This is a genomic window from Chryseobacterium sp. FR054, from assembly GCF_056844565.1.
Genome location: NZ_JBXDSA010000002.1, coordinates 1,188,548 through 1,209,049 on the forward strand (window position 1 = coordinate 1,188,548; position 20,502 = coordinate 1,209,049).

At 38.9% G+C, this 20,502-nt stretch carries 22 protein-coding genes and 1 tRNA gene; 13 read left to right on the plus strand and 10 right to left on the minus strand.

Translation table 11 applies throughout. The features are described from left to right. The 4 genes from AC106S_RS12630 (at window position 1) to AC106S_RS12645 (ending at window position 1,357) form a co-directional block, all read left to right on the plus strand. Window positions 1-528, plus strand: coding sequence for a GNAT family N-acetyltransferase (locus AC106S_RS12630; RefSeq protein WP_482439533.1), 528 nt, complete (start codon window positions 1-3; stop codon window positions 526-528). Further along, window positions 525-896, plus strand: coding sequence for a cupin domain-containing protein (locus AC106S_RS12635; RefSeq protein WP_482439535.1), 372 nt, complete (start codon window positions 525-527; stop codon window positions 894-896). Before AC106S_RS12630 ends, AC106S_RS12635 begins: the two co-directional genes overlap by 4 nt. A 5-nt stretch (window positions 897-901) precedes the next feature. Next, on the plus strand, window positions 902-1,042 hold the full coding sequence (locus AC106S_RS12640; protein WP_482439536.1) for a hypothetical protein: 141 nt from the start codon (window positions 902-904) through the stop codon (window positions 1,040-1,042). Between the two features lie 165 nt (window positions 1,043-1,207). Beyond that, window positions 1,208-1,357: a hypothetical protein gene (locus tag AC106S_RS12645; RefSeq protein ID WP_482439537.1), complete on the plus strand. Its 150-nt coding sequence runs from the start codon at window positions 1,208-1,210 to the stop codon at window positions 1,355-1,357. A gap of 58 nt (window positions 1,358-1,415) precedes the next feature. Here AC106S_RS12645 and AC106S_RS12650 read toward each other — a convergent pair whose 3' ends face one another. The 6 genes from AC106S_RS12650 to AC106S_RS12675 all read right to left on the minus strand — a co-directional run bounded on the left by AC106S_RS12650 (window position 1,416) and on the right by AC106S_RS12675 (window position 6,028). Further along, window positions 1,416-2,201 (minus strand): dienelactone hydrolase family protein, encoded by a 786-nt coding sequence (locus tag AC106S_RS12650; protein ID WP_482439538.1) that lies wholly within the window; start codon window positions 2,199-2,201, stop codon window positions 1,416-1,418. Then, the gene (locus AC106S_RS12655) at window positions 2,164-3,120 is read right to left on the minus strand and encodes a thrombospondin type 3 repeat-containing protein (protein ID WP_482439539.1); all 957 of its coding nucleotides are present in this window, start codon (window positions 3,118-3,120) and stop codon (window positions 2,164-2,166) included. The genes AC106S_RS12650 and AC106S_RS12655 overlap by 38 nt, the downstream gene beginning before the upstream one ends. A gap of 40 nt (window positions 3,121-3,160) precedes the next feature. Further along, window positions 3,161-3,835 (minus strand): hypothetical protein, encoded by a 675-nt coding sequence (locus tag AC106S_RS12660; RefSeq protein ID WP_482439540.1) that lies wholly within the window; start codon window positions 3,833-3,835, stop codon window positions 3,161-3,163. An 80-nt stretch (window positions 3,836-3,915) separates the two neighbouring features. Continuing rightward, on the minus strand, window positions 3,916-4,527 hold the full coding sequence (locus AC106S_RS12665; protein WP_482439542.1) for an HAD family hydrolase: 612 nt from the start codon (window positions 4,525-4,527) through the stop codon (window positions 3,916-3,918). A 14-nt stretch (window positions 4,528-4,541) separates the two neighbouring features. Continuing rightward, window positions 4,542-4,847 (minus strand): hypothetical protein, encoded by a 306-nt coding sequence (locus tag AC106S_RS12670; protein ID WP_482439544.1) that lies wholly within the window; start codon window positions 4,845-4,847, stop codon window positions 4,542-4,544. Window positions 4,848-5,596: 749 nt separating this feature from the next. Beyond that, window positions 5,597-6,028: a type I restriction enzyme HsdR N-terminal domain-containing protein gene (locus AC106S_RS12675; RefSeq protein WP_482439545.1), complete on the minus strand. Its 432-nt coding sequence runs from the start codon at window positions 6,026-6,028 to the stop codon at window positions 5,597-5,599. A gap of 7 nt (window positions 6,029-6,035) precedes the next feature. On the opposite strand from AC106S_RS12675, the gene holA reads away from it, so the two are divergent. From holA to trxB, 3 genes are all read left to right on the plus strand, one after another. Further along, the gene (holA, locus tag AC106S_RS12680; protein WP_482439547.1) at window positions 6,036-7,073 is read left to right on the plus strand and encodes a DNA polymerase III subunit delta; all 1,038 of its coding nucleotides are present in this window, start codon (window positions 6,036-6,038) and stop codon (window positions 7,071-7,073) included. Window positions 7,074-7,138: 65 nt separating this feature from the next. Beyond that, window positions 7,139-8,038, plus strand: a complete 900-nt coding sequence (locus AC106S_RS12685) for an alpha/beta hydrolase family protein (protein WP_482439548.1) — start codon at window positions 7,139-7,141, stop codon at window positions 8,036-8,038. Window positions 8,039-8,270: 232 nt separating this feature from the next. Further along, on the plus strand, window positions 8,271-9,212 hold the full coding sequence (gene trxB, locus AC106S_RS12690) for a thioredoxin-disulfide reductase (protein ID WP_482439550.1): 942 nt from the start codon (window positions 8,271-8,273) through the stop codon (window positions 9,210-9,212). Between the two features lie 354 nt (window positions 9,213-9,566). Here the strand turns inward: trxB and AC106S_RS12695 are convergent, their stop codons facing one another. After that, window positions 9,567-10,415, minus strand: a complete 849-nt coding sequence (locus AC106S_RS12695; protein WP_482439551.1) for a hypothetical protein — start codon at window positions 10,413-10,415, stop codon at window positions 9,567-9,569. Between the two features lie 309 nt (window positions 10,416-10,724). Here AC106S_RS12695 and AC106S_RS12700 point away from each other — a divergent pair, with 309 nt between their 5' ends. Continuing rightward, window positions 10,725-11,405 (plus strand): hypothetical protein, encoded by a 681-nt coding sequence (locus AC106S_RS12700; protein WP_482439553.1) that lies wholly within the window; start codon window positions 10,725-10,727, stop codon window positions 11,403-11,405. 164 nt (window positions 11,406-11,569) lie between these two features. On the opposite strand, the gene AC106S_RS12705 is transcribed toward AC106S_RS12700, so the two are convergent. Both AC106S_RS12705 and AC106S_RS12710 read right to left on the minus strand, forming a co-directional pair. Continuing rightward, entirely contained in the window at window positions 11,570-12,637 is a 1,068-nt protein-coding gene (locus AC106S_RS12705; RefSeq protein WP_482439554.1) for a hypothetical protein, read from the minus strand. Continuing rightward, a complete protein-coding gene (locus AC106S_RS12710; RefSeq protein ID WP_482439555.1) occupies window positions 12,630-13,829 on the minus strand; it encodes a hypothetical protein in 1,200 nt (399 codons plus the stop codon). Before AC106S_RS12710 ends, AC106S_RS12705 begins: the two co-directional genes overlap by 8 nt. Before the next feature lie 731 nt (window positions 13,830-14,560). Here AC106S_RS12710 and AC106S_RS12715 point away from each other — a divergent pair. The 3 genes from AC106S_RS12715 (at window position 14,561) to AC106S_RS12725 (ending at window position 15,284) form a co-directional block, all read left to right on the plus strand. Next, on the plus strand, window positions 14,561-14,773 hold the full coding sequence (locus AC106S_RS12715) for a glyceraldehyde-3-phosphate dehydrogenase (protein WP_482439556.1): 213 nt from the start codon (window positions 14,561-14,563) through the stop codon (window positions 14,771-14,773). Between the two features lie 140 nt (window positions 14,774-14,913). Then, a tRNA-Ser gene (locus AC106S_RS12720) sits at window positions 14,914-14,998 on the plus strand. A gap of 148 nt (window positions 14,999-15,146) precedes the next feature. Continuing rightward, on the plus strand, window positions 15,147-15,284 hold the full coding sequence (locus tag AC106S_RS12725) for a hypothetical protein (RefSeq protein WP_482439558.1): 138 nt from the start codon (window positions 15,147-15,149) through the stop codon (window positions 15,282-15,284). Here the strand turns inward: AC106S_RS12725 and AC106S_RS12730 are convergent. Further along, on the minus strand, window positions 15,281-15,496 hold the full coding sequence (locus AC106S_RS12730) for a transposase (protein ID WP_482439559.1): 216 nt from the start codon (window positions 15,494-15,496) through the stop codon (window positions 15,281-15,283). The genes AC106S_RS12725 and AC106S_RS12730 overlap by 4 nt on opposite strands. A gap of 263 nt (window positions 15,497-15,759) precedes the next feature. On the opposite strand from AC106S_RS12730, the gene AC106S_RS12735 reads away from it, so the two are divergent. After that, entirely contained in the window at window positions 15,760-17,388 is a 1,629-nt protein-coding gene (locus AC106S_RS12735; protein ID WP_482439560.1) for a T9SS type A sorting domain-containing protein, read from the plus strand. A gap of 2 nt (window positions 17,389-17,390) precedes the next feature. Continuing rightward, the coding region (locus AC106S_RS12740) for a hypothetical protein (RefSeq protein WP_482439561.1) at window positions 17,391-20,502 on the plus strand (3,112 nt) is incomplete at its 3' end.

The window sequence follows — 20,502 nt, forward strand, 5'->3', positions numbered from 1 at the left end:
ATGAAATTTTCTGTACAGCCTGTATTGGAAAATCAGGAATACCAATTAATCCCCTTACAGCAAGGGGATTTTGAGTCTTTATACGAAGTGGCTTCTGATCCTAAAGTTTGGGAACAGCATCCCAATAAAGACCGCTACAAAAGAGAAATCTTTGAAAACTTCTTCAAAGGGGCAATGGAAAGTAAAGGGGCTTTTAAAATTGTTGAAAAAGCTACCGGAGAAGTATTGGGAAGCAGCCGCTACTATGATTTTGATGAAGATGACAGCCATATTTTTATCGGTTATACCTTTTATGGAACAAAATCGTGGGGCAGAGGAATCAATCCGCAGGTGAAAAAGCTGATGCTGGATTATATTTTTCAGTTTGTAGACAAAGTACACTTCCACATAGGAAAAGAAAATTTCCGGTCACAGACAGCTTTGGAACGATTGGGAGGAAAGAAGATCGCCGAAGAGGAAGTCGCTTATTTTGCAGAACCTACACGCACCAATTTTGTATATGAAATAAAAAAAGAAGACTGGATATGAAAAAATATAAAATTCAAAAATCCCCGTTTGTTGTTCCTACCACAGACGGAAAACTGATCGAAGAGCACTGGGGAAACTCCACAGGAAACAGCGGAGTCTCTATCGCTCATATGGTAGCCCCTCCGGACTGGAGCGAGCCTCACCAGACCCCTGAATTTGATGAATTCACTTACATCATTTCAGGAAAAAAACAGTTTGAAATAGATGGTGAGCTGGTTGTTCTTGAAAAGGGCCAGAGCATTCTGGTAGAAAAAGGAGCCAGAGTACGTTACAGCAACCCTTTTTCTGAAGCCTGCGAATATCTTGCCGTTTGTCTTCCCGCTTTCTCAGTAGAACTGGTGCACAGGGAAGAAGAAGGCGTAGATTAAACACTATGGCAACACAGATTTGCCCCGGATTCGGAGAGAATTCTTTTACATGGTATATAAATGATGAGCCTGATGTCATGCATTGGGAATATGATACCTGTGGCTATCATGCCTTAGAAATGTATCTGCGGCGGTTGAGAACATAAAACAAAAAAACATGCTTGAAGGATGCTTCCGGTGAATATTGGTGGTGCTCTGGATGCAATACAATACAAACTATATAGCTGTCTCGGAAGTGAGATGGCTTTTTTATTCTAAAGCAAATAGAATATAAAAATATTTAGATAATCAGTAAAAACTATGAAAATCAAATGATCAGCAAAAACTTTAATGCCGTTACCCTCCTGAACATTGTTCTGGGTGGTGCCATCGGTGTCGGAATTGATGCAGCAGCAGGCTCTCTTACCGGATATTCTCCAAAGAAATATGATGTTGAACCGGAAGCAAACCGGCAGCCGTAAAATATACCAATGTACCAATGGGTATTATCATTGATACATTGTTACACTGAAATAGAACTTATTTCAGAACTTCTTTCAGAAACATCAGTGTATGATTCCAGGCTCTTTTGGCCATCACTTCATTATAGTCCGGCGATTTCGGGTCGGTGAAAGTATGCTTGGAATGGGCATACGTAATGATCTGCCAGTCGGCATTTCCTTCATTCATTTCTCGGATGAGGTTATTGTAATCTTCAGGGGTTACGCTTTTATCATCAGCCGGATTTTCCACAAGGATTTTGGTGCTGATAGGTCCGTTTTTCCGGGTCTGATCCTTACCCAGGCTACCGTGTATGGAAACAGCCCCCGCAACAGGTAGGCTTCCCCTTGCAGATTCCAGAGCTCCAGTTCCTCCGAAACAATATCCGATTACGGCAATTTTGGCAGGAATAGCTCCGTTTTTCTTAAGCTGCTCCAGTGCGAGTGAAATCCTTTTCTGATAAGCATCGTAATTCTTTTTATAATATCCGGAGGTCTTAGCTGCACTTTCATTATCAGCAGGAATGTTTCCTTCGCCGTAAATATCGGCAATAAAAGCGATATATCCTTGCTTTTCAAGTTCGGCGGCGGCGGTTTTGGCTTCCTGGTCAATACCTTTCCAGGCAGGTAAGATCAGTACGCCGGGCAGTTTTTTTCCGGCATTGGACGTGATCATTCCATTGAGTTTTTGGGTGCCGTCCTGATAAGATACAGGTTTAAGGTTCTGGGCAAAAAGGTTTCCTGAAACCACCATTATTGCAGCTGTTAAGGCTGAGCGTAGGGAAAATCTAGTTTGGGTAAGATTCCCATGTATTGTTATACTCATAAGTTATCTTATTATTTATACCATTTGCATAATCATTAAATTCAATTTTATAGGGGTTTTTGAAAGATATATGGATACGTATGGGGATATATAAATTTCCTTTTCCTGCCGCGGGTATCCTTATTCTCTTTGTTTGCTGGTCATAGTATCTGATCATATAACTAAAGGCAGGATCACCGATAGTTTCACGGTAGATATCAAAATCTTCACGGGGTATTTCAGTTGAAAAATAAAGAGTTTTATTGTATTTTTTTAAAAGATACTGAATGAAATCTTTATTCCAGAATTTACCCACGAGAAAGTTATATTCCTTATAACGGTCAAAAAAACCGTCTTTCATACCTTCAGGAATATTTTGTGCATAGTAAATAGCAAGAAAAGTATTTCTGTCCATCAGTTCTTTTTTGGATCTTTTTTTCATTATATCGTCCACAATCTTTCTGTTGATGGTATTGTAGATCTGTTCAATATTCCCGTTTAAGGCCACATCAAAGTGCTCCATCTTTTCAGGAGGATACACTTTGCCCAATTCGCAAAGCTGTTGGGAACATCCGTTTTGTTCAGGAACTCCCGGAATGGTAGGGCAGGCGTCATCCTTATCCGGGATTCCGTCACCATCAGTATCCGTCCACGGGCATCCGTTATTTTCAGAAGGCCCGGGTACAGTAGGGCAATGGTCGTCCTTATCCGGAATTGTGTCGCTATCCACATCCGGCCACGGACAGCCTTTATTTTCTGAAGATCCTGCTTCTTGAGGACATTTATCCAGATAAAACGGGATATGGTCCTGATCTTCGTCAGAAAGACATATTTTCTTACTGAATTCTTTACGGCATTTTTTGAAAGCTTCCTGGTTTTCTATATTCTGTGCCTGAAAAAAAACTCCCGTCAATATCAGTAAAATTACAAAATTTCTCATAATCAAAACAATAGGCCTTTGTCTGAATAACTAAAGTAAATTACCGTGCTTCGGTTTTCAGGAGTTTCCACTGGTTATTTTTATACTCATAGGTTATTGTACCCCTGGTTTTAGGGTCTTCTGACTTAATCAGATACGGAGTAATAAATTCCAGCACAACAGGGATTGAAACTTCCAGATTACTTTCCTGTCTGGCAGGAATTCTTATTTTCATGAGTTCCGGATCATAATATTTTGTAATATAATCAAACGTTTCATAACCAATTACGGCCAGATCCCGGATCAGATTAAGATCTTCGCGCGGAAATTTTGTTGAAAGAATAATTTCCTTATCATATTTTTTCCGGGCATACTCAAGAACCTCTTTATTCCAGAATTTAGTGATTAGAAAATTGTATTCGGGAGTGCTTCCGTCATTACAGGAATGCTCATCAAAATATCCCTGGTTATTCAGATACTTGATGTAAATATAGGCGTTCTTATTATTCAGATCTTTTTTAGAAATTATTTGAATGAGATTATCCAGTACCGTTTTATTGATTTTAAGATAAATTTTTTCAATATCAGCATGATCTGTTTTAAATTTTTCAAATCTTGCCAGAACTTTTTCCCGGTACTCTCTGCAGTCCTGTTTTTTGAAAACGCCTTTGTCTTCTGTGTTCTGTGCATAACAAGAAGTTCCTGCCAATATCAGTAAAAATAAAATTCTCTTCATGGTTATAAAAAAATCCTCATCTAAAGTAATAAAAATAACTTAAAACGAGGATTTATAGTTTGATTTCAAGTATAAGGCCGTCAGAATTTTACGTTCAGATTAGCCAGCTCCTGTCTGAGATCCGTATCAGGATTGATTTTGATCGTATGAAAGCCCAGCAGTTGAGCCGCTTCGATATTTTTGGAATTATCGTCTATAAAAACAGATTCTTCCGCGTGGATGTTATATCTTTTCATCAGAACATGCCAGATCTCCGGGTCAGGTTTAATCAGTTTCTCCGTTCCTGAAACCACAATTTTCCCTTCAAAAAGCCGGAAGAAATCATAGTTTTCCAGAGCATAGGGAAAAGTCTCTTCCGACCAGTTTGTCAGCCCGAAAAGATGATAATCCGTATCAGCCAGCGCTCTCAGGATCTCTACATTTTCGGGAATATCACTTTTCAGCATCACCGTCCAGTTGTCGTAATAAGCTCTGATCTCTTTTTCCCATTCCGGGAATTTCTTCACCTGAATATCTGTGCCTTCTGCAAGACTTCTTCCTCTGTCCTGTTCTATATTCCATTCATCCTGAGCTATATTTTCCAGGAAATATTCCATCTTTTCGTTGTCATTGAAATAATCTCTGAAAAAATACCTCGGATTCCAGTCCATCAGAACACCGCCAAAATCGAATATAATGTTTTTAATTTCCATACCTGATAAAATGTTTATACTTCCAGACATTCTTTCCAGGACAGCAGAATTTCTTTCCAGTCTTCTAACGGAATGATTGTTTTGGTAAAACCTTCCTGCCATAATTCAAAATGATCAGGAGTGATATGGGCAAACCAATAGCTTTTTGCCATCCCGCCTCCATAATCAGGATCAATGATCGCAGAAAAATTACCCGAAATGGCTAAATCCAGATCAGCTACGAAATCATCAATGTCATCAGGATGTCTGAAACTGAAGATGTAATTGGCGATCGGGCTCCCGGAGATCATTCCATTGAATTGTTTTTGTGTTTTTTGCATGACCAGATCATACTTCTGTAATACCGCACTGTTCAATGTTGGAAAAATTAATGTTTACCCTGCAAAAATCAGGAAAGTTTTTTATTTAAGCACCCTGAAACAGATAGGTTTTGAAAAGTTTAACATTCCGGGAGCAATACGTTCTTTAGGGAACTGTTTTCCGGATGACTGCTGACTTTTTTACCTCTGATCTTATTCATAAAAACCAACAGAATATAGACAAAACATCCTCTGCTGCGGAATTTATTCAATAGAGGCGTATAACATTAAAATTGTCGTTAAATGGGTTGGAAAATGCAAAAGGGTGCAGGAATTTTAACCATTGTAATGCATTTAAGGCGTAAGAAAATCCTGGAATTTCAGCAAGGTTTCAAATTTGATACTAACCGATTTAAGATTAAAACAGCCGAAGGCAGGTCCATAGCTTCATCCAATCAACGGAGTTGAATCTACACTTTGCTCTCTAAAATCAACAGCATTTTAGATAATCTTTGAGTTTCAAAAAATGATCAGTATAAACAGATTTCACAAATTGTCAGATGCTTTACCTTTTTTTAGGCTCGCAGATCCGGCAGATTGAGCAGATTTTTTGTTTCTAACGGAGAGTTTTTAATGTATTGGAAGGAGATCTTTGCAGGGTGTCAGCGCCTTTGCACCCTAAAAGCATTAAATATTAAAAAAATCTCAGTGTTCTTTAGCGTTAATCCAACAACATTATTCAAAAATCTCTGCGATTTGTAGTGAAATAATTATTCCGGTTTATAAAACAGATACTGCCCGTTTTCATAATAGGCATTGATATGCTGAAGACCGTTGGTAAGGATAATTTCCTTTGCCCCGATAATGGAATTATATCTTGCCGTCTGCTCAAATGTTTTCTCTGTCAGTTTAATTTGCGGAGCCTTACATTCAATCAGGATGATGGGTTCGGTTTTCTCGGTAATTAAAAGGTCAATTCTTTTGGTAAGCCCGTTCAGGACGATCTTCTTTTCAGTGATAAGAGCAGAGGCTGAATAAGCTTTTACGGTAAGATAATAATGGACCCAATGCTGTCTTACCCATTCTTCAGGGGTAAGTAAAAGGTAAGTTTTGCGGACCAGATCATAAATAAAAAACTTATCTTTGTCTTTCTTGAATTTAAAATCAAAAGTTTCCTGAAAATTCAGTTTTGGAAGTTCCATTAATAAGATGAAAGAATTAGATTTAATCCTCAAAAATATTAAAAATAAAGAAGTTTTACCTATTTATTTTTTCCACGGAGATGAACCTTACTTTATTGATGTTGCTGTAAAGGCCCTTGAACACAACTTTCTGGAGGAAGATGAAAAAGCTTTCAACCAGACGGTGGTGTACGGAAAAGATACCTCTTACCAGGAAATTCTTTCATTGGCCAGACAGTTTCCGATGATGGGGGATAAGCAGGTGATCATTGTAAAAGAAGCACAGGACCTGAAATTCAATGAAGAGGAGAACCGGATTCTGGAAACTTATGTAGACAATCCTGTGCCTTCTACGGTATTGGTTTTTGCCCATAAGCATAAGAAACTGGACAGCAGGAAGAAAGCGACAAAAGCACTGGACAAAGCCAAAGCCCTTTTCTTAAGCGAATCGGTGAGAGACAGCGGGCTTGCCAAATGGATTGCCGATGAATGCGACAGCCTGAAGATTAAAACTGCCCCGAATATTTCCCACCTCCTGGCAGAATATCTGGGTAATGACCTTTCGAGAATAGCCAATGAGCTGAATAAACTGAAAATGATCCTTAAAGAAGGAGAGGTACTGGATGGTACCATTGTGGAAAACCATATCGGGATCAGTAAGGAATACAATGTTTTTGAACTTCAGAAGGCTTTGGGAACCAAAAATACCGATGCAGCCTTTAAAATTGCTCATTTTATGGGCAAAAATCCTAAGAATAACCCCTTTGTCATGATGCTGGCCAACCTGTACAGCTATTTTTCCAATGTGATTATTTACCAGACTATGGCCGGACAGCCGCCACAGGTGATCGCTTCACAGATGGGAGTGAATCCGTATTTTATTAAAGATTATGCGGAAAGTGCCCGCCTTTATCCTTTAAAACACGCCACAAGAGTCATTTCTATCCTGAGGGAATTCGATATGAAAGGAAAAGGGCTTGGAGCAGTGAATATGGGAGAAGCAGAGCTGATTAAAGAACTTGTATACAAAATCATCAATGTCGATAAGATTAAAATGAAGGTCTGACCCCGAATATATTGAAGCGCATCAGCATTAAAGAAGAACCAAGCATTAAAACAGATAGCCAATCTATGATAAAAAATATTTTTCTGATCGTTTTATCGGCAGTTTTGTCCGGATGTGCCGTAAAGAACACAGCAGGCAAAGTGGTAAAAGAAGAGTATTATGAACTGCATACCGCAGCGAAACAGAAAGCGGTTCTTGTTTTGTTTCCGTGTTTTCCCTGCAATATTGAGCATACGAAAGCAGAAGCCGGATTTCTGAAAGATATTGAAAAGGAAGGAATCAGTGTTCTGCTTCTGAATTACAACGGGAAACTGTTTTTAACGGAAGCCGAGAAGAAAGAATATGCCTTAGCTTTGGAGGCTATATTCGATAAGAATAAAATTAACAGAGATAATGTTTTCCTCGGTGGTTTTTCCAGTGGCGGAAATGTAGCGTTTCTGCTGTCGGGCTATTTAATGAAGAATAAGAATTCTGTACAGCCCAAAGGTCTTCTGGTGGTAGATTCCCCTGTTGATCTTGAAAAACTGTATCATAATGCAGAAAGGGATGTTGTAGCGAATGTAGATCCGGATGCCGTGGAAGAAGGAAAATTTCTGATAGAAATGTTTGAAAGGGAATTGGGAAAACCCAATGAGCATCCCGGAAAATATAAAGAAGCTTCCCCTTACCTGATCTCCGTTAATTCCACTGAGAATATTCGGTATTTAAAAGGAATCAAAACCCGTTTTTATTGTGAACCCGATCTGGAATGGCAGCAGAACAACAGAGGCAGGAAGTTTGAAGATCTTAATGCTTTTATGCTGAAGAAAGCGAATCAGTCCCTTACAGACCTCGGAAGCCGTACCGCAGAATATATAGAAACCCGGAACCGGGGAATACGGGCCAACGGAAAAAAGCATCCCCATTCTTGGAATATTGTGGACCATGAAGGGCTGGTAAAATGGATGCTGGGGAAAGAAAAGTAATATCACCTACTTTTAAACCGTGAACCGTGAACTCAAAACTTTAAACATTACCCCTCAGTTTCTTCTGATGATGCTTCCAACCTGCACCAGACCACTGCAAACGGACTAAACACAACATATATCGACAATCCGCATATCTGTTATTGACAAGTATCATTAAAATAACTTTAAAAAAACATTAAAAATTACGAAATTAGCGGACTTTAATTTAAATCTTTTGAACAAGTAGATTATGGAGCAAAACATTTTAGATTGTGTGATCGTTGGATCCGGACCTTCTGGCTTTACAGCGGCAATTTATGCAGCAAGAGCAGACCTGAAGCCTGAACTGTATACAGGTTTGGAGCCGGGCGGACAATTAACAACAACAACGGAGGTGGATAACTTTCCAGGGTATCCGGCAGGGATTACAGGGCCTGAAATGATGATGGATCTTCAGAAGCAGGCAGAAAGATTTGATACCAAAGTTCATTACGAAATGATCACCAAAGCAGAATTCTCTAAAGAAGAAGGTGGTGTTCACAAATTATATGCAGGGAATAAAGAGATCTTTGCCAGAACGGTTATTATCTCTACCGGAGCTACGGCCAAGTATTTAGGTCTTGATGATGAGAAAAAATATGCGGGAGGCGGTGTTTCTGCCTGTGCTACCTGCGACGGATTCTTCTATAAAGGGAAAGACGTAGTGGTAGTAGGAGCCGGAGATACAGCTGCTGAAGAAGCAACTTACCTTGCCAAGCTGTGTAAAAAAGTTACGATGCTGGTAAGAAAAGACGTGTTCAGAGCTTCAAAAGCAATGATTCACAGGGTAGAAAACACCCCGAATATTGAAGTGAAATTCCACCATGAATTAATCGGGATAGAAGGGGAGAACAGCCTGGTAGAAAGAGCCATAGTGATCAACAACCAGACTCAGGAAACTTCTGCGATCGAGGTAGACGGTATCTTCATCGCTATCGGCCACAAACCGAATACAGACATTTTCGCGGGTCAGATCGATCTTGATGAGAACGGATATATTGTGACCGAAAAAGGATCTTCCAGAACCAACCTTCCGGGAGTATTTGCCGCGGGAGACGTTCAGGATCATATCTACCGACAGGCGATCACAGCAGCGGGAAGCGGTTGTATGGCTGCTATGGATGCAGAGAAATACTTAGCTGAATTACACTAATATCCAGCTTTTAATGATATGAAGCGTACCTCAGGGTGCGCTTTTTTTATGGAGTAACGCGATAGACAGGTAAATTTATTGGATGTTGCTTTTTTGTTGGAAAATCGCAATGGCGCAAGTTTTTTTGTCACCATGCTGGCTAATTCATCGCTTCACCAGATTAACAAAATTGATTCCACTCTTAGCTCCCCGAAGTCATCAGTATTAATCACAGAACTTTGCGCTAAAGAAAGGCATTCATACCCATAAATTTCTCACAAATTTCACAAATTGTCAGATGTTTATAAGCTTTTTCCAGGCTTGCTGATTACACAGATTGAGCAGATCTTTTTAAATACTTTTTGAAAAAAATAATTAATCCAGAATATAGATTTTCTTTTCTTTAAGATTAAAACCCAGTTTTTTCCCCAGCCAGTTGATGCTTGTCTTTCCTTCATAAATCAGGCCTTCTACAAATAGTACATGGGGTTTGTCTACCTTAGCAAACGAATTGGAAACAGAGTTTACACTTCCTTTATAGAATATACTGGTAAGGGCAGGATTGAACTCACTTTTCTTTTCAATACGCTGAAGATCTTCTTTCTTAATGCCCAAAGTGCCCATAAGTCTTTCGCTCAGCCAATAAGAATCATTTCCGGCACCGGAATCCAGAAGAACATTGATCTTAATATCATTTACATGAATATAAGTAGTGATATCCAAAGACTGATCCGCATTTGTCGAAAGCTGGATATCTATAACTTTCTTTCCGCTTAATTTTTCTTTTGGAAACACAATTTCCTTAGTTGTATAATCTATAATGAATTCTGTGTCATAAAGCATCGGCAGAGAAATAAGCCCGTCTATTCCTTTGATCTCCATAGGGTGGGTGGCATACCAGGTATCTTTGAATTTTTTACCGTTAAAAACGATCTCTTTTGATTTGAACATGGGCACCGTAAGCTGCTCCCCGGTAGCACGGAAGGCTGTGAGGAAGTTATATGATTCCTTTTGGCTGAGGTCTTTGGAGAAGTTGTTCAGAAAAAGATTAACCCCGCCACCGGTATCAAAAATAAAGTTTCCTTTTTTGCCTTCTACATCAGCCTGTACAATGAGATGTCCGGACGGCAATATGTTTACAGATGTTTTTTGAGCGAAAACAACGGAAGAAAGAACTAAAGATGCGGCAAGAACCGGCTTTTTAACAAATGATTGTGCAAACATCGGAAAACAGGTATTGGTTTTTTGTTTTGTTCTCTATATGAACCCTGCAAATATAATATATTACTCAGAGTAACGAAGAAAAATTTCTGCATTGGTAAAGCTTCAAGGCTGCCGTATAAGGAAATATTCTCCAAAAATCCTTTCAATATTCTTATCCTTCATTTTGCTGTTGTACTTTATGATTAATGAAACAAGTCTGTACGCCGGGCTGAAAGACATTTTAATGGGAAAAATGACACTTACGGTTAACCGTAATGTTTGTCCTCTTTTTTCGGTTACTTTTGAAAGACAACTTTAAAAAATAACAGAATGGATGAAAACTTAATTCCTTCAAAATTTGATTTACTTACGATTGTTAATCTGGTAGCTCCTTCACTTGAGGACATCCATACAGAAATAGATGAACTCAGGAAAAGCCATCCTAAGCTGAACAGCAATGAACTCTCGCAGAAATACTCCCGGAAAATAATAAAAAACTATACCAGTTTTGGGGTAGCTTCTGCCTTACCCAGCGTAATCCCGGGAGTAGGAACGTTGGGGCAGATTGCCATTGAAGGCACAACGGTTACTGCTGATCTTACCTTAATGCTGAGGCTGATGGCCAAGATCTGTTATGGGATAGGCGTCATCAACAACAAAGATATGGATCAGGGGTTTAACCGGGATTTTATCCAGGTTCTGGGAATCTGGTGCGGAGTCATTGTTTCCGCTAAAGTAGCAGCTGAAAAGATCGGAACTAAGGTGGCTATTGCCCAGTTCAATAAAAATGTATCGGGGAAGGTACTGCAAAAGATCAATAGCAGAGTGAGTGTTACAATATTTACCAAATGGGGGACAAAAAGAGGAGGTATTGCACTGGGAAAACTCATCCCATTCGGAGTGGGAGCTGCTGTTGGCGGCAGTTTTAATTATTACACCATGAACAGTTTTTCAAAAGCAGCTATAAAGCATTACGAATCGGATGATCATGAGGATTACATCGTGATTTAAGCTTGTTTAAATCATTAAAGACCTTGTGTGATAAGATTAATAAGGGGGAAAATCAGTTTTTCTGGTTCTGTAAGAACATTGGAGCATCTGCGGGAAAATTATTAATATCAATACTTTTCTCTGATTTTAAACAGTCTCTTACTATTTCTGTTTCACAAAAAGAATCAGGGTAATAATAAGGGGTTGTTTTCTAAATGCGGAACCGGCTGTACCTCAATATGATAAATGGTAGACAGGGTCCGGTGTAAATTTCCCATTTTATCAAGATACTCCTGTGTTGTTATTGTTAAATTTGTATTTTGGGTTCCCAGATAGTTAAGTTTGGTCTTATTGATTGTTATTGTTTCTTCAAGGCTCAGCAGATGATCGTCTGTACCGTTTTTTAATGGCTTGTCTGAAGAACTGAATGCTTTTTCCAGTTCTATACCGGTTTTAATAAGTCCGGCTACAGTAGATATGGCAGATAGTGTGGCCGCCAGTTTTTGGCTTTTCACCATTTCTTCCTGCGTTTTTTGAAACTTTATATACAGTTCATTGGTTTTCTCCTGAAGAGCTGCCATTTCTCCGGTCAATTTTTCAATTTTGTCTCTTGTTTCTGCGTCTTCTATAAATTGTTTTTTTTTCTTTTCCAGGTTGCTCCAGTATTGTGCAATCTGAATTTCCTTCAGATTGGAATCTGTATTCAGACTTATCCATTGTCCCATCAGATTTCTTATATTGGCTTCCTGGTGGGCCATTTCTATAAAACGGCTATAAAACTCCTTATTGATGGAAGCAGCGGTCAGCCTGTCACCATTTTTTGTAATCCAGAGGAAAGAAGAATTGCTTTTAAGGTGGGCCGGGGCAATTCCTCCGGGCTGCATACGGTCTGTATTCAGATAATTTGCCATAGCGTCCAGCGGTTCGGATCCAATTCCGATGGGATTAATGATCCGGCCCTGGGGCAGCGTTAAAAAACCGTTTTCATCTACATAGATCACCAGCTCCAGAAGGTAGCCCGATGAAGAAGGATTTTGGATGGCGTCATAGATGTTATTATGAATGGCTGCCAATTCGGTGTTGAAATTATCTTTCAGCACTGCATCCCTGAACTCTATGGCCAGAATATTCAGGACGCTTGTGGCAAGGCCTATGTTTTTGTTGTCCAGCGGATTCTGTATCTGGAGATCGTATATCACCGAAGCTCCCTCAATATCCGGTGTTAAATTCAGTTGTGGAATTTTATCAGGCATGATTCGAGATTTTAGATTTTATAATGTATATTTTATTCTGAATATCCGTCATGATCTTTTTGTGGGTAACGGGTACTATCATCTGTTTGGTAATAGCAGTAATATTGCTTTCAACAGAGTAGAAATCGGTTTTAGTAAAAATTTTATCAGATATTCCTGTACATTTATTAGATAGAAAATAGTCTTTGGAAATATTAAAAGCATCACTGGATTGGTATGCCAGCATTTGATAAGCTTTCTGGTCTCCGGGAATGGCATTGTAGTATTCATTTACAAAATGTAGTTCTACCTCTTCTTTCCTTAGAAACTTATCTACGGTTTGGGATACCTGGCTCGGCATGTATTTGCGGTCAATCTTTAAATCATCATAGATAGCTTCCAGCTCTGAATAATCTGAGTTGTAAGCTTTCATCTGTTCTTCAAAATCCTGGCTGTAAATCCTTTTGAAGGAATAATAGGTTGCGGTTCCTTTTATATACTCATGAATTACATAACCAAAATTATAGGACATCTCACGTCTTTCCTTTCTTTCAATCAAAGTATCAGGTGTGCATATATTGAATCCTGCTGAGGATTGGATAAGCTGGTCGAATTTTTCTTTATGCAGCTTAATATGGTAATCTACGGAATAGCTGAAATTCTCATTCTGCATTTTCTCCAGCCAGCTTTCATAATCCAGCAGGAAACTCAGAAACTGTCCTGTCGAACGGTCTTTTTCGTATAGAATGATCATAAGATCCATTTCTATCTTGAAGCATCGGGCAACCACGGGAGCCAGAAAATAATCGTTATACAGGAAAAGCTTGCTTCTGATGATCTGGATGCGGTCCAGAACCATCAGAAGACTGTCCTTGTTCATATGGTATCCTTTCAGGATTCCTTTGTCCTGCCTGTCGTAGATATAGGCATATATGGCTGCATCAAATCCTGTAAATGCTGCCAACATATCCTGTGTAATGAAGGTTTTGTATATTTCGGAAGGAAGTTCGTACCGGACGTATTTCTTCAGCTGGTCAATATCATTAATAATGACATTAATGCCATCCTGTAATTTTGAAATCTGGCTGGAAATATTCTTCAGCATCTGAACCTGTATGCTGATAAGTTCTCCTATGCCAGGTCCTTTTGGGGAGAGCATTCCTGCAACGGAAGATGCTACCTGAACGCACGTCATTAAAGTTGCCGGATCCATCTGATTTGTATTTGTTTAAAGGTTATGATATGATCTGAATTATATCCCTGGAATATAATTTCCGATCATTGTTTTATACAAAATTCGACAAACTGCAAGCCTACGGCAATACTCCTTTTGGGGTATTTTTACAGATAAAAAAATTGAAAAATGTTGCTTTGAAAGTTCTGTATGGGTCTCCATTATTCAATAGAAATGTAATTTAATTTGTTCCGGAAAACAGAATTGCGGGAGAAAAGCATCCAAAGAAACTGTGCAAATTTGTGTATTATGTAGGTTTATTTGTTTAGGAATTTTATTTTTTGAAACTGCTGTTTTTATCCCTTAAAGCTGTTGTTGTCAAATGTAAAATCTTCTGAAAGTCTTAGATTTTCCTGGGTCTTTATGCATTGTAATGGTTGAAATCCGAGCGTCGTTGTGATTCTCCAACAATGCTTATTCAAAAAAATCTGCTCAATCCGCCAGATCTGCGAGATATTTTTAGGTCCGCAGATTGTGCAGATCCCCTACCTGGCGTATATTATTTAATTGGGGAAAACATTTTGCTTAAGGGTGAAACGTTATAGGTTTCCAAAACCTATAACGTTTATTGGCGGTACAAGGATTTGCTGATATACAGGATCAAACTGGAGTTTGAAGGCTCTAATATCCGGTCAGTTTTGAAACTCTTATAAAATCTCTCTATATTTAAGGTAAAATACCTAAATTTAGCATCCAATCGAAAATAGAATATGGAAAGAAAGATTATAAAAATCAAACATATTACAGGCACCTACATTATTGAAGTTCCCAACGGAGCCCTGAATGAAATGAAAACACAGCTGGACAAATGCCTGAATGATGAACAGGGAGCCATTGTCGTGAAAGGGGAGGATGGAGATCAGTTTGTATATCCGTCCGATCTTTTAAAAAACAGTTTTATTTCAATAGTAAACAGGGAATAAGTAGAGCGCTCTGAAAAAAATCTTCCTGATTTTAAGTCTATTATTAAGTTCTGTTAAAATTTCTTTTATAAAAGTTTTGCAGGAACATAAAATCGTTCTATATTTGCACCACTGAAAACAACGGTATAGCCGGAGTTTAGGGAGAGTTGGCAGAGTGGTCGATTGCGGCAGTCTTGAAAACTGTTGACTGTAACAGGTCCGGGGGTTCGAATCCCTCACTCTCCGCAAGGTTAGAAACCAAAATAAGCCAAACCGCTGTAAACATCAATGTTTACAGAGGTTTTTGTTTTTAGCGCCAGTATCAAAAGTCAAAATAAGGGATCAAGCGCAAAAGTTGTGGATGCTCTCTCTGCTAAGTTTTTAAATTTGGAGAATGTATATTCCTGATGAATTAGTAAAATTATTACTTCCTGATTTTTTAGTAGAGCACTTTGATATCATAAAAGCAGAAGATATTGAGGGAGTTCTTCATATCGATTTTGAGGGATCAGGCGCAAAAGTTGTGGACTAAGCAAAAAGTCTGGTTAATCTGAAGAGGAAAAATGCTCTGTCTTTCACCCCTCTAAGCTGCATTCTGAAGTTTTTGATTTTAGCATTAAAAGACTCTGCAGAAGCATTAGTGCTTCTTTTGTCAAAAAAGGCTAAGATTTCTCTATAATGATTCATTATTGTTTTTCTTAAGGCTTGTCCAGCCTTTATTAGCCAATGTGCCAATTGAGTCATAGCTACATATTTTTTAAATATTTATTAATCTCTAAAATCTTTGAACTATTTTCATTATTTAAATAAAAACACGACATGTTCTGTCGCTTTGAAGCCATAGCTTTGTTAAAGGGATAAAATTTCTCTTATTAAATGAGGAAAATATGAAAGTGATAAAATAAATAGTATTAGATCCCGTTCAAGTGATATCGCTGTCTTAAAAAGTGTTAAATTTGCAGCGGGAATACAAAAACTAATATTAACTAAAAAAAAGACATCAATACATGAGAAAAAAATATGCAGGCGTTCTGGCTGTATGTGCTGTTCTTACTTTTCCTGCTCAGGAAGTAGTATGGCAGAAAGATCTCAGATCCTCTACCCAGGATTTTTTAAGCCAGATTACCACCACCATCGATCAGCAGTACCTGATCACCGGAAGTTCTATCCAGACCAAAAGCCAATCACCATCTGCTAACAGCCAAAAGCAAAACAACGGCTACGATTTCCATCTGGTCAAACTTAACCAGCAGGGCGAACAGGTCTGGGAAAAATACCTTTCAGGACAGAACCACGACTATCTTTCCGCTTCCGTTTCCACCTGGGAAGGAGGTTTCCTTGTAGCAGGAACTTCTTATTCAGGAAAAGGACTGGATAAAAAAGACGATTCCAGAGGAGGATCGGATATCTGGCTGGTAAGGCTGAATGAATTCGGAGATGAATTATGGCAGAAAACATTGGGAAATGCTTCCGATGAAGAAGCCAGAGCAGTCGTTCAGACCACCGACCTGGGATTCTTTGTCGCCGGAAATGTGCAGAACTCTTCCAAAGGCTATGGCTCCAAAGATGCCTGGATCATCCGGCTGGATAAAAACGGAAAAGAACTTTCGCAGTTGATTTTAGGCGGCAAAGGCCTGGATGAAGTGGAGAAAATGATTCCTACGAAGGATGGCGGTGTATTACTAGGGATGTATTCCAGAAGTCATAAAACTAACATGAGTAATCAGCAATCGGGAATGAGTAATGGAGTTTCAACGGGAATTTCGGTTATCGGTAATTCATTATCAGCTGTTTCAAAGCAGACCGAAAATTTCGGTGAAGGTGATTACTGGATCGTAAAGCTGGATAAAAACGGCAAAGTGGAATGGGAAAAGAACTACGGAGGAAAAGGTGATGACCATCTGAGAACACTGGCTTTAACTTCTACTGGCTACCTTATCGGTGGAGAATCCCGGTCCGAAAGATCAGGCAACAAAAACACGGGCATAGAAGAAGGAACCGATCTGTGGCTCGTTGCTTTAAACGAAAGAGGGGAAGAACAGTGGCAGAAATCCTACAATTTCGGGAACCGTGATATCCTGATGGGGATGAGTGTGATCCATTCCGCGGATGATAAAACTTCTAAAGGAATATTACTCGGCGGTTACACCCAGGCCGAAGGAAGAATAGAAAAAGATGACGAAACCTTCTGGATGCTGTACCTGGATCAGGACGGCAATGAACAGTGGAGAAAGCATGTAGCGGGAGAAAACAGGAAAAAAGAAGAAAGGCTTTCGGATATCAGGCTGAACAGGGACGGCTCCATCATTCTTGCCGGGACCAGTGCTGAAGAACTAGGGAAAGAGAACTGGAAAATCGTGAAGCTTGGAGACAGCCAGATCGATAAGCTGATCCAGAAACAGAACATCAAAATTTATCCGAACCCTGTCACCGATTATGCCTATGTAGAAATAGGTATGGATTTCAGGGAAGCGGATATTGTGGTGTATGATATGGGCGGAAGGCAGCTTCAGAGTGTGAATACAAAAAATAAGGTGACCAAGATCAATACCCAGCCTTTGGTTCAGGGGGCTTATCTGGTGGTGATCAAAACCGATACGAATAAAACTGCAAATGCAAAACTGATTAAGAAATAAACATGAAACAGAAACATATAATTATACAAATATTGGTATTCTTATCTACATTCGGGTATTCACAGTCCGGGATAGGAAATGATTCCCAACAGAAAACGAATCTGATTTCACTTCCTACAACCGCCAATGCTTATGCATTAGATAGAGTAGGTAAACTGCCGGTAGATTTGTTCAGAGGAAAAGCAAATATTAATATTCCGGTGTATAGCATCCAGACGGATGGTGTCCATATTCCCATATCACTGGCTTACAACACCGGAGGTATTAAACTTAATGAGGTTGCAGGAACTTCAGGACTGGGCTGGGCATTAAATATACCCAATACCGTTACTCATAGTATTGTAGATCTGGATGATAGATATATTTCCATGTTTTCTAAAAATATTAATGAAGTTAAAACCAATATCAGAAATATAGGGGCATATGATAATGATGCGCGTCCTATTGTAGAAGGAATATACCAGGGAAATTATGATACCAGACCGGATATATTCAATTATAATCTTCCGACAGCATCGGGGAGCTTTATTGTAAGTAACGGCTCCGGGTATACTATTCCTCATGATGATATTAAAATAGAGACCTCTACTGAAATTAAACATATAAAAATAACTGATAAAACAGGAAATCTTTTTTACCTGTCTCCTAAAAGTTTTTCGGCTTCTGATACAGAAGAAAACGGAATGGGGGAAACCAACGAACCTCTATACGGACTGGACAGCATCCGTACAGCAAACAACAGGAAAATAGAATTCAAATATAATAAAGTATTAAGTTATCTTGAAAAAAGTATCAATGAAAGGTTTAATATGCTTTTAACACAAAGGCCTCCCGGAATTAATTTTGAACCTTCTGTTCCGTTACCTCCCTACGAACGTTTTGAAGGATCGGTAGCGAGTACAGAATGGCTTCTCACTCAGATTATTTTTCCTGAGGGAGAAGTTGTGTTCAGGTATTCTGATGATGAAGGGCTCAATACAGTAGCAGGGGAATTGTACCGTAAAGATCTGAATACACAAACTGGTGTGGCATTAAGAAAAATTCTGGTAAAAAATAAAGCAGGTCATATTATTAAAAACCTGAGCTTAAATTATTCTTATTTTGAATCTGCCCGGACTCATAAAAACTACCAGGATTACCGTTTAAAGTTAACGGAAATTTATGATAACCTGCAGCAGAACAGTCATACTTTTACGTATAATGAAGATAATCCTTTGCCTGCAAGAAGCACAGGTAATGATGATTACTGGGGGTATATCAATAATATATATGGTACGGAAACAACTCCTAACATCCCACGAATTGTTAATACACAATATGTATCCGGAGAGGTTACAATACCTAACGACAAAAGCAGAAACAGAGCAACTAATCCATCGTATTCTCAGCTGGCTGTTTTGAACAAAATTACTTATCCTACAAAAGGAAGTAAAAAATTATATTATGAGTCCAATACAATTTCCCAGTCCAAAACAATAATTGGAACAGATGGATGGAACGTCGGAAGATTAATGAGCCAATATCCTGGGGATAATGTTATTGATACAACAAACTGGGTGAATAAAGATTTTATTATTCCTCTGAGTGAAGTGGTAGGTAAGGAAGACGTAAAGGTTACGATTGCTTTTGGAAATTCATGTAAAAATAACAATGATGATGTCAGTACAATTCATGAAACCTCATGTTTTGGATCGGGAACCCATAACGGTATTCAATTAGGAAGTAATGGAAAGCCAAAAGTTACTGTTTTACAGATAGGACAGTTTTCACCAGGGATGCCTATTAAACTTGATCTTAACAGGATGGGAAATTGTAAGTGCTCTTTTTCTGTACGGGTTGATTATAAAACCACCAGTACCTCCAATGTTGAAACTCCGGTAGGCGGACTAAGAATAACAAGAATAGAAGATATTAATGAGAATAATACAACAAATGTTTTCAATTATGATTACAGGTATCTTGATAAAACCACAAATCAGCTCACAGGAAGCGGAGCTCTCAACCTCCCATTCCAGTATGCACGGTTAAGAAAAAAGTATGTGAGACAGATTGATCCTACCAATGGAGAAGAAACCGGTAATCCTTATCTGGAAAAACATCTGGTCGTAAGTAATTATGGTTCAAGCTACAACAGTTATGCAAGTTCTGATATTGTCACCTATAAGCAGGTGGCAGAATACAGTGATTTAGGTAAAACCATCAGTATGTTTACCCAGAACAATACTCCGCAGCAGCTTTATTCCTATATCCATTCCAAATACAACAAATGGCAGGACGGGTTGCTTACAAAAAGTATTACCCTGAATAAAGCCAATGATACGGTAAAGGTGCAGACCAATACATTTGCTTTTAATCCATTGAAAAATCCACTATCGGGCTATGTTCCTAAACATCCGGAAGAAATTGCATTTGCCCACGATATAGAAATTGTTCAGTATATGTTACAGATGCTTGGAGGCCCTTCGCCTCAATATATTGAAGCCTATCATGTTGATAAGCAGTGTATTCCGATTGAATCCGGAAAAATTGAAGCTGTTGAAACCGTTACCGACGAATTTTTCCAGAATAAAAAAATAGAATCCAAAACAGCGAATAGCTATTACAATACCGATATTAATAAACCGATTAATCTGAAAAATACAGTAAGTTCCCTTCCTTCCGGAGAAAGTATCAAAACAGAATATCAATATGCCCATGAAAAAGGAAACCAGCTGATGATCGGCAAAAACATAATAGACACTCCGTTGGAGACTATAGTTTCAAAAACGGTAAATGGAGTAACTAAAACAGTCGCCAGAAGTGAAAGAATTTACCCGTCTTCCCAGGGAGAAGCAGACATGAAAACATCAGGGCTTGTTCTTCCGGTATCTGTGCTTTCCCGCAGTATTGAAAATAATGTTCCTTCCGTAGAAGTAACTTATGACAGATACGACAATAAAGGCAATCTTCTTCAGTATACCACAAAAGACGGAATACCTGTAACTATCATCTGGGGATACAACACTTCTCAGCCCATAGCTAAAATCGAAGGAGCCCGGTTACAGGATATCCCGCAAAACCTGACCGACGGTATTGTGAATGCTTCGAATACCGATGCCCAGACAGGTTCGGAAG

Excerpts from the sequence above, each read along its gene's own strand:
- AC106S_RS12630 (WP_482439533.1), top strand. The coding sequence starts at position 1 with ATGAAATTTTCTGTACAGCCTGTATTGGAAAATCAGGAATACCAATTA.
- AC106S_RS12635 (WP_482439535.1), top strand. The coding sequence starts at position 525 with ATGAAAAAATATAAAATTCAAAAATCCCCGTTTGTTGTTCCTACCACA.
- AC106S_RS12640 (WP_482439536.1), top strand. The coding sequence starts at position 902 with ATGGCAACACAGATTTGCCCCGGATTCGGAGAGAATTCTTTTACATGG.
- AC106S_RS12645 (WP_482439537.1), top strand. The coding sequence starts at position 1,208 with ATGATCAGCAAAAACTTTAATGCCGTTACCCTCCTGAACATTGTTCTG.
- AC106S_RS12650 (WP_482439538.1), bottom strand. The coding sequence starts at position 2,201 with ATGAGTATAACAATACATGGGAATCTTACCCAAACTAGATTTTCCCTA.
- AC106S_RS12655 (WP_482439539.1), bottom strand. The coding sequence starts at position 3,120 with ATGAGAAATTTTGTAATTTTACTGATATTGACGGGAGTTTTTTTTCAG.
- AC106S_RS12660 (WP_482439540.1), bottom strand. The coding sequence starts at position 3,835 with ATGAAGAGAATTTTATTTTTACTGATATTGGCAGGAACTTCTTGTTAT.
- AC106S_RS12665 (WP_482439542.1), bottom strand. The coding sequence starts at position 4,527 with ATGGAAATTAAAAACATTATATTCGATTTTGGCGGTGTTCTGATGGAC.
- AC106S_RS12670 (WP_482439544.1), bottom strand. The coding sequence starts at position 4,847 with ATGCAAAAAACACAAAAACAATTCAATGGAATGATCTCCGGGAGCCCG.
- AC106S_RS12675 (WP_482439545.1), bottom strand. The coding sequence starts at position 6,028 with ATGGAACTTCCAAAACTGAATTTTCAGGAAACTTTTGATTTTAAATTC.
- holA (WP_482439547.1), top strand. The coding sequence starts at position 6,036 with ATGAAAGAATTAGATTTAATCCTCAAAAATATTAAAAATAAAGAAGTT.
- AC106S_RS12685 (WP_482439548.1), top strand. The coding sequence starts at position 7,139 with ATGATAAAAAATATTTTTCTGATCGTTTTATCGGCAGTTTTGTCCGGA.
- trxB (WP_482439550.1), top strand. The coding sequence starts at position 8,271 with ATGGAGCAAAACATTTTAGATTGTGTGATCGTTGGATCCGGACCTTCT.
- AC106S_RS12695 (WP_482439551.1), bottom strand. The coding sequence starts at position 10,415 with ATGTTTGCACAATCATTTGTTAAAAAGCCGGTTCTTGCCGCATCTTTA.
- AC106S_RS12700 (WP_482439553.1), top strand. The coding sequence starts at position 10,725 with ATGGATGAAAACTTAATTCCTTCAAAATTTGATTTACTTACGATTGTT.
- AC106S_RS12705 (WP_482439554.1), bottom strand. The coding sequence starts at position 12,637 with ATGCCTGATAAAATTCCACAACTGAATTTAACACCGGATATTGAGGGA.
- AC106S_RS12710 (WP_482439555.1), bottom strand. The coding sequence starts at position 13,829 with ATGGATCCGGCAACTTTAATGACGTGCGTTCAGGTAGCATCTTCCGTT.
- AC106S_RS12715 (WP_482439556.1), top strand. The coding sequence starts at position 14,561 with ATGGAAAGAAAGATTATAAAAATCAAACATATTACAGGCACCTACATT.
- AC106S_RS12725 (WP_482439558.1), top strand. The coding sequence starts at position 15,147 with ATGTATATTCCTGATGAATTAGTAAAATTATTACTTCCTGATTTTTTA.
- AC106S_RS12730 (WP_482439559.1), bottom strand. The coding sequence starts at position 15,496 with ATGACTCAATTGGCACATTGGCTAATAAAGGCTGGACAAGCCTTAAGA.
- AC106S_RS12735 (WP_482439560.1), top strand. The coding sequence starts at position 15,760 with ATGAGAAAAAAATATGCAGGCGTTCTGGCTGTATGTGCTGTTCTTACT.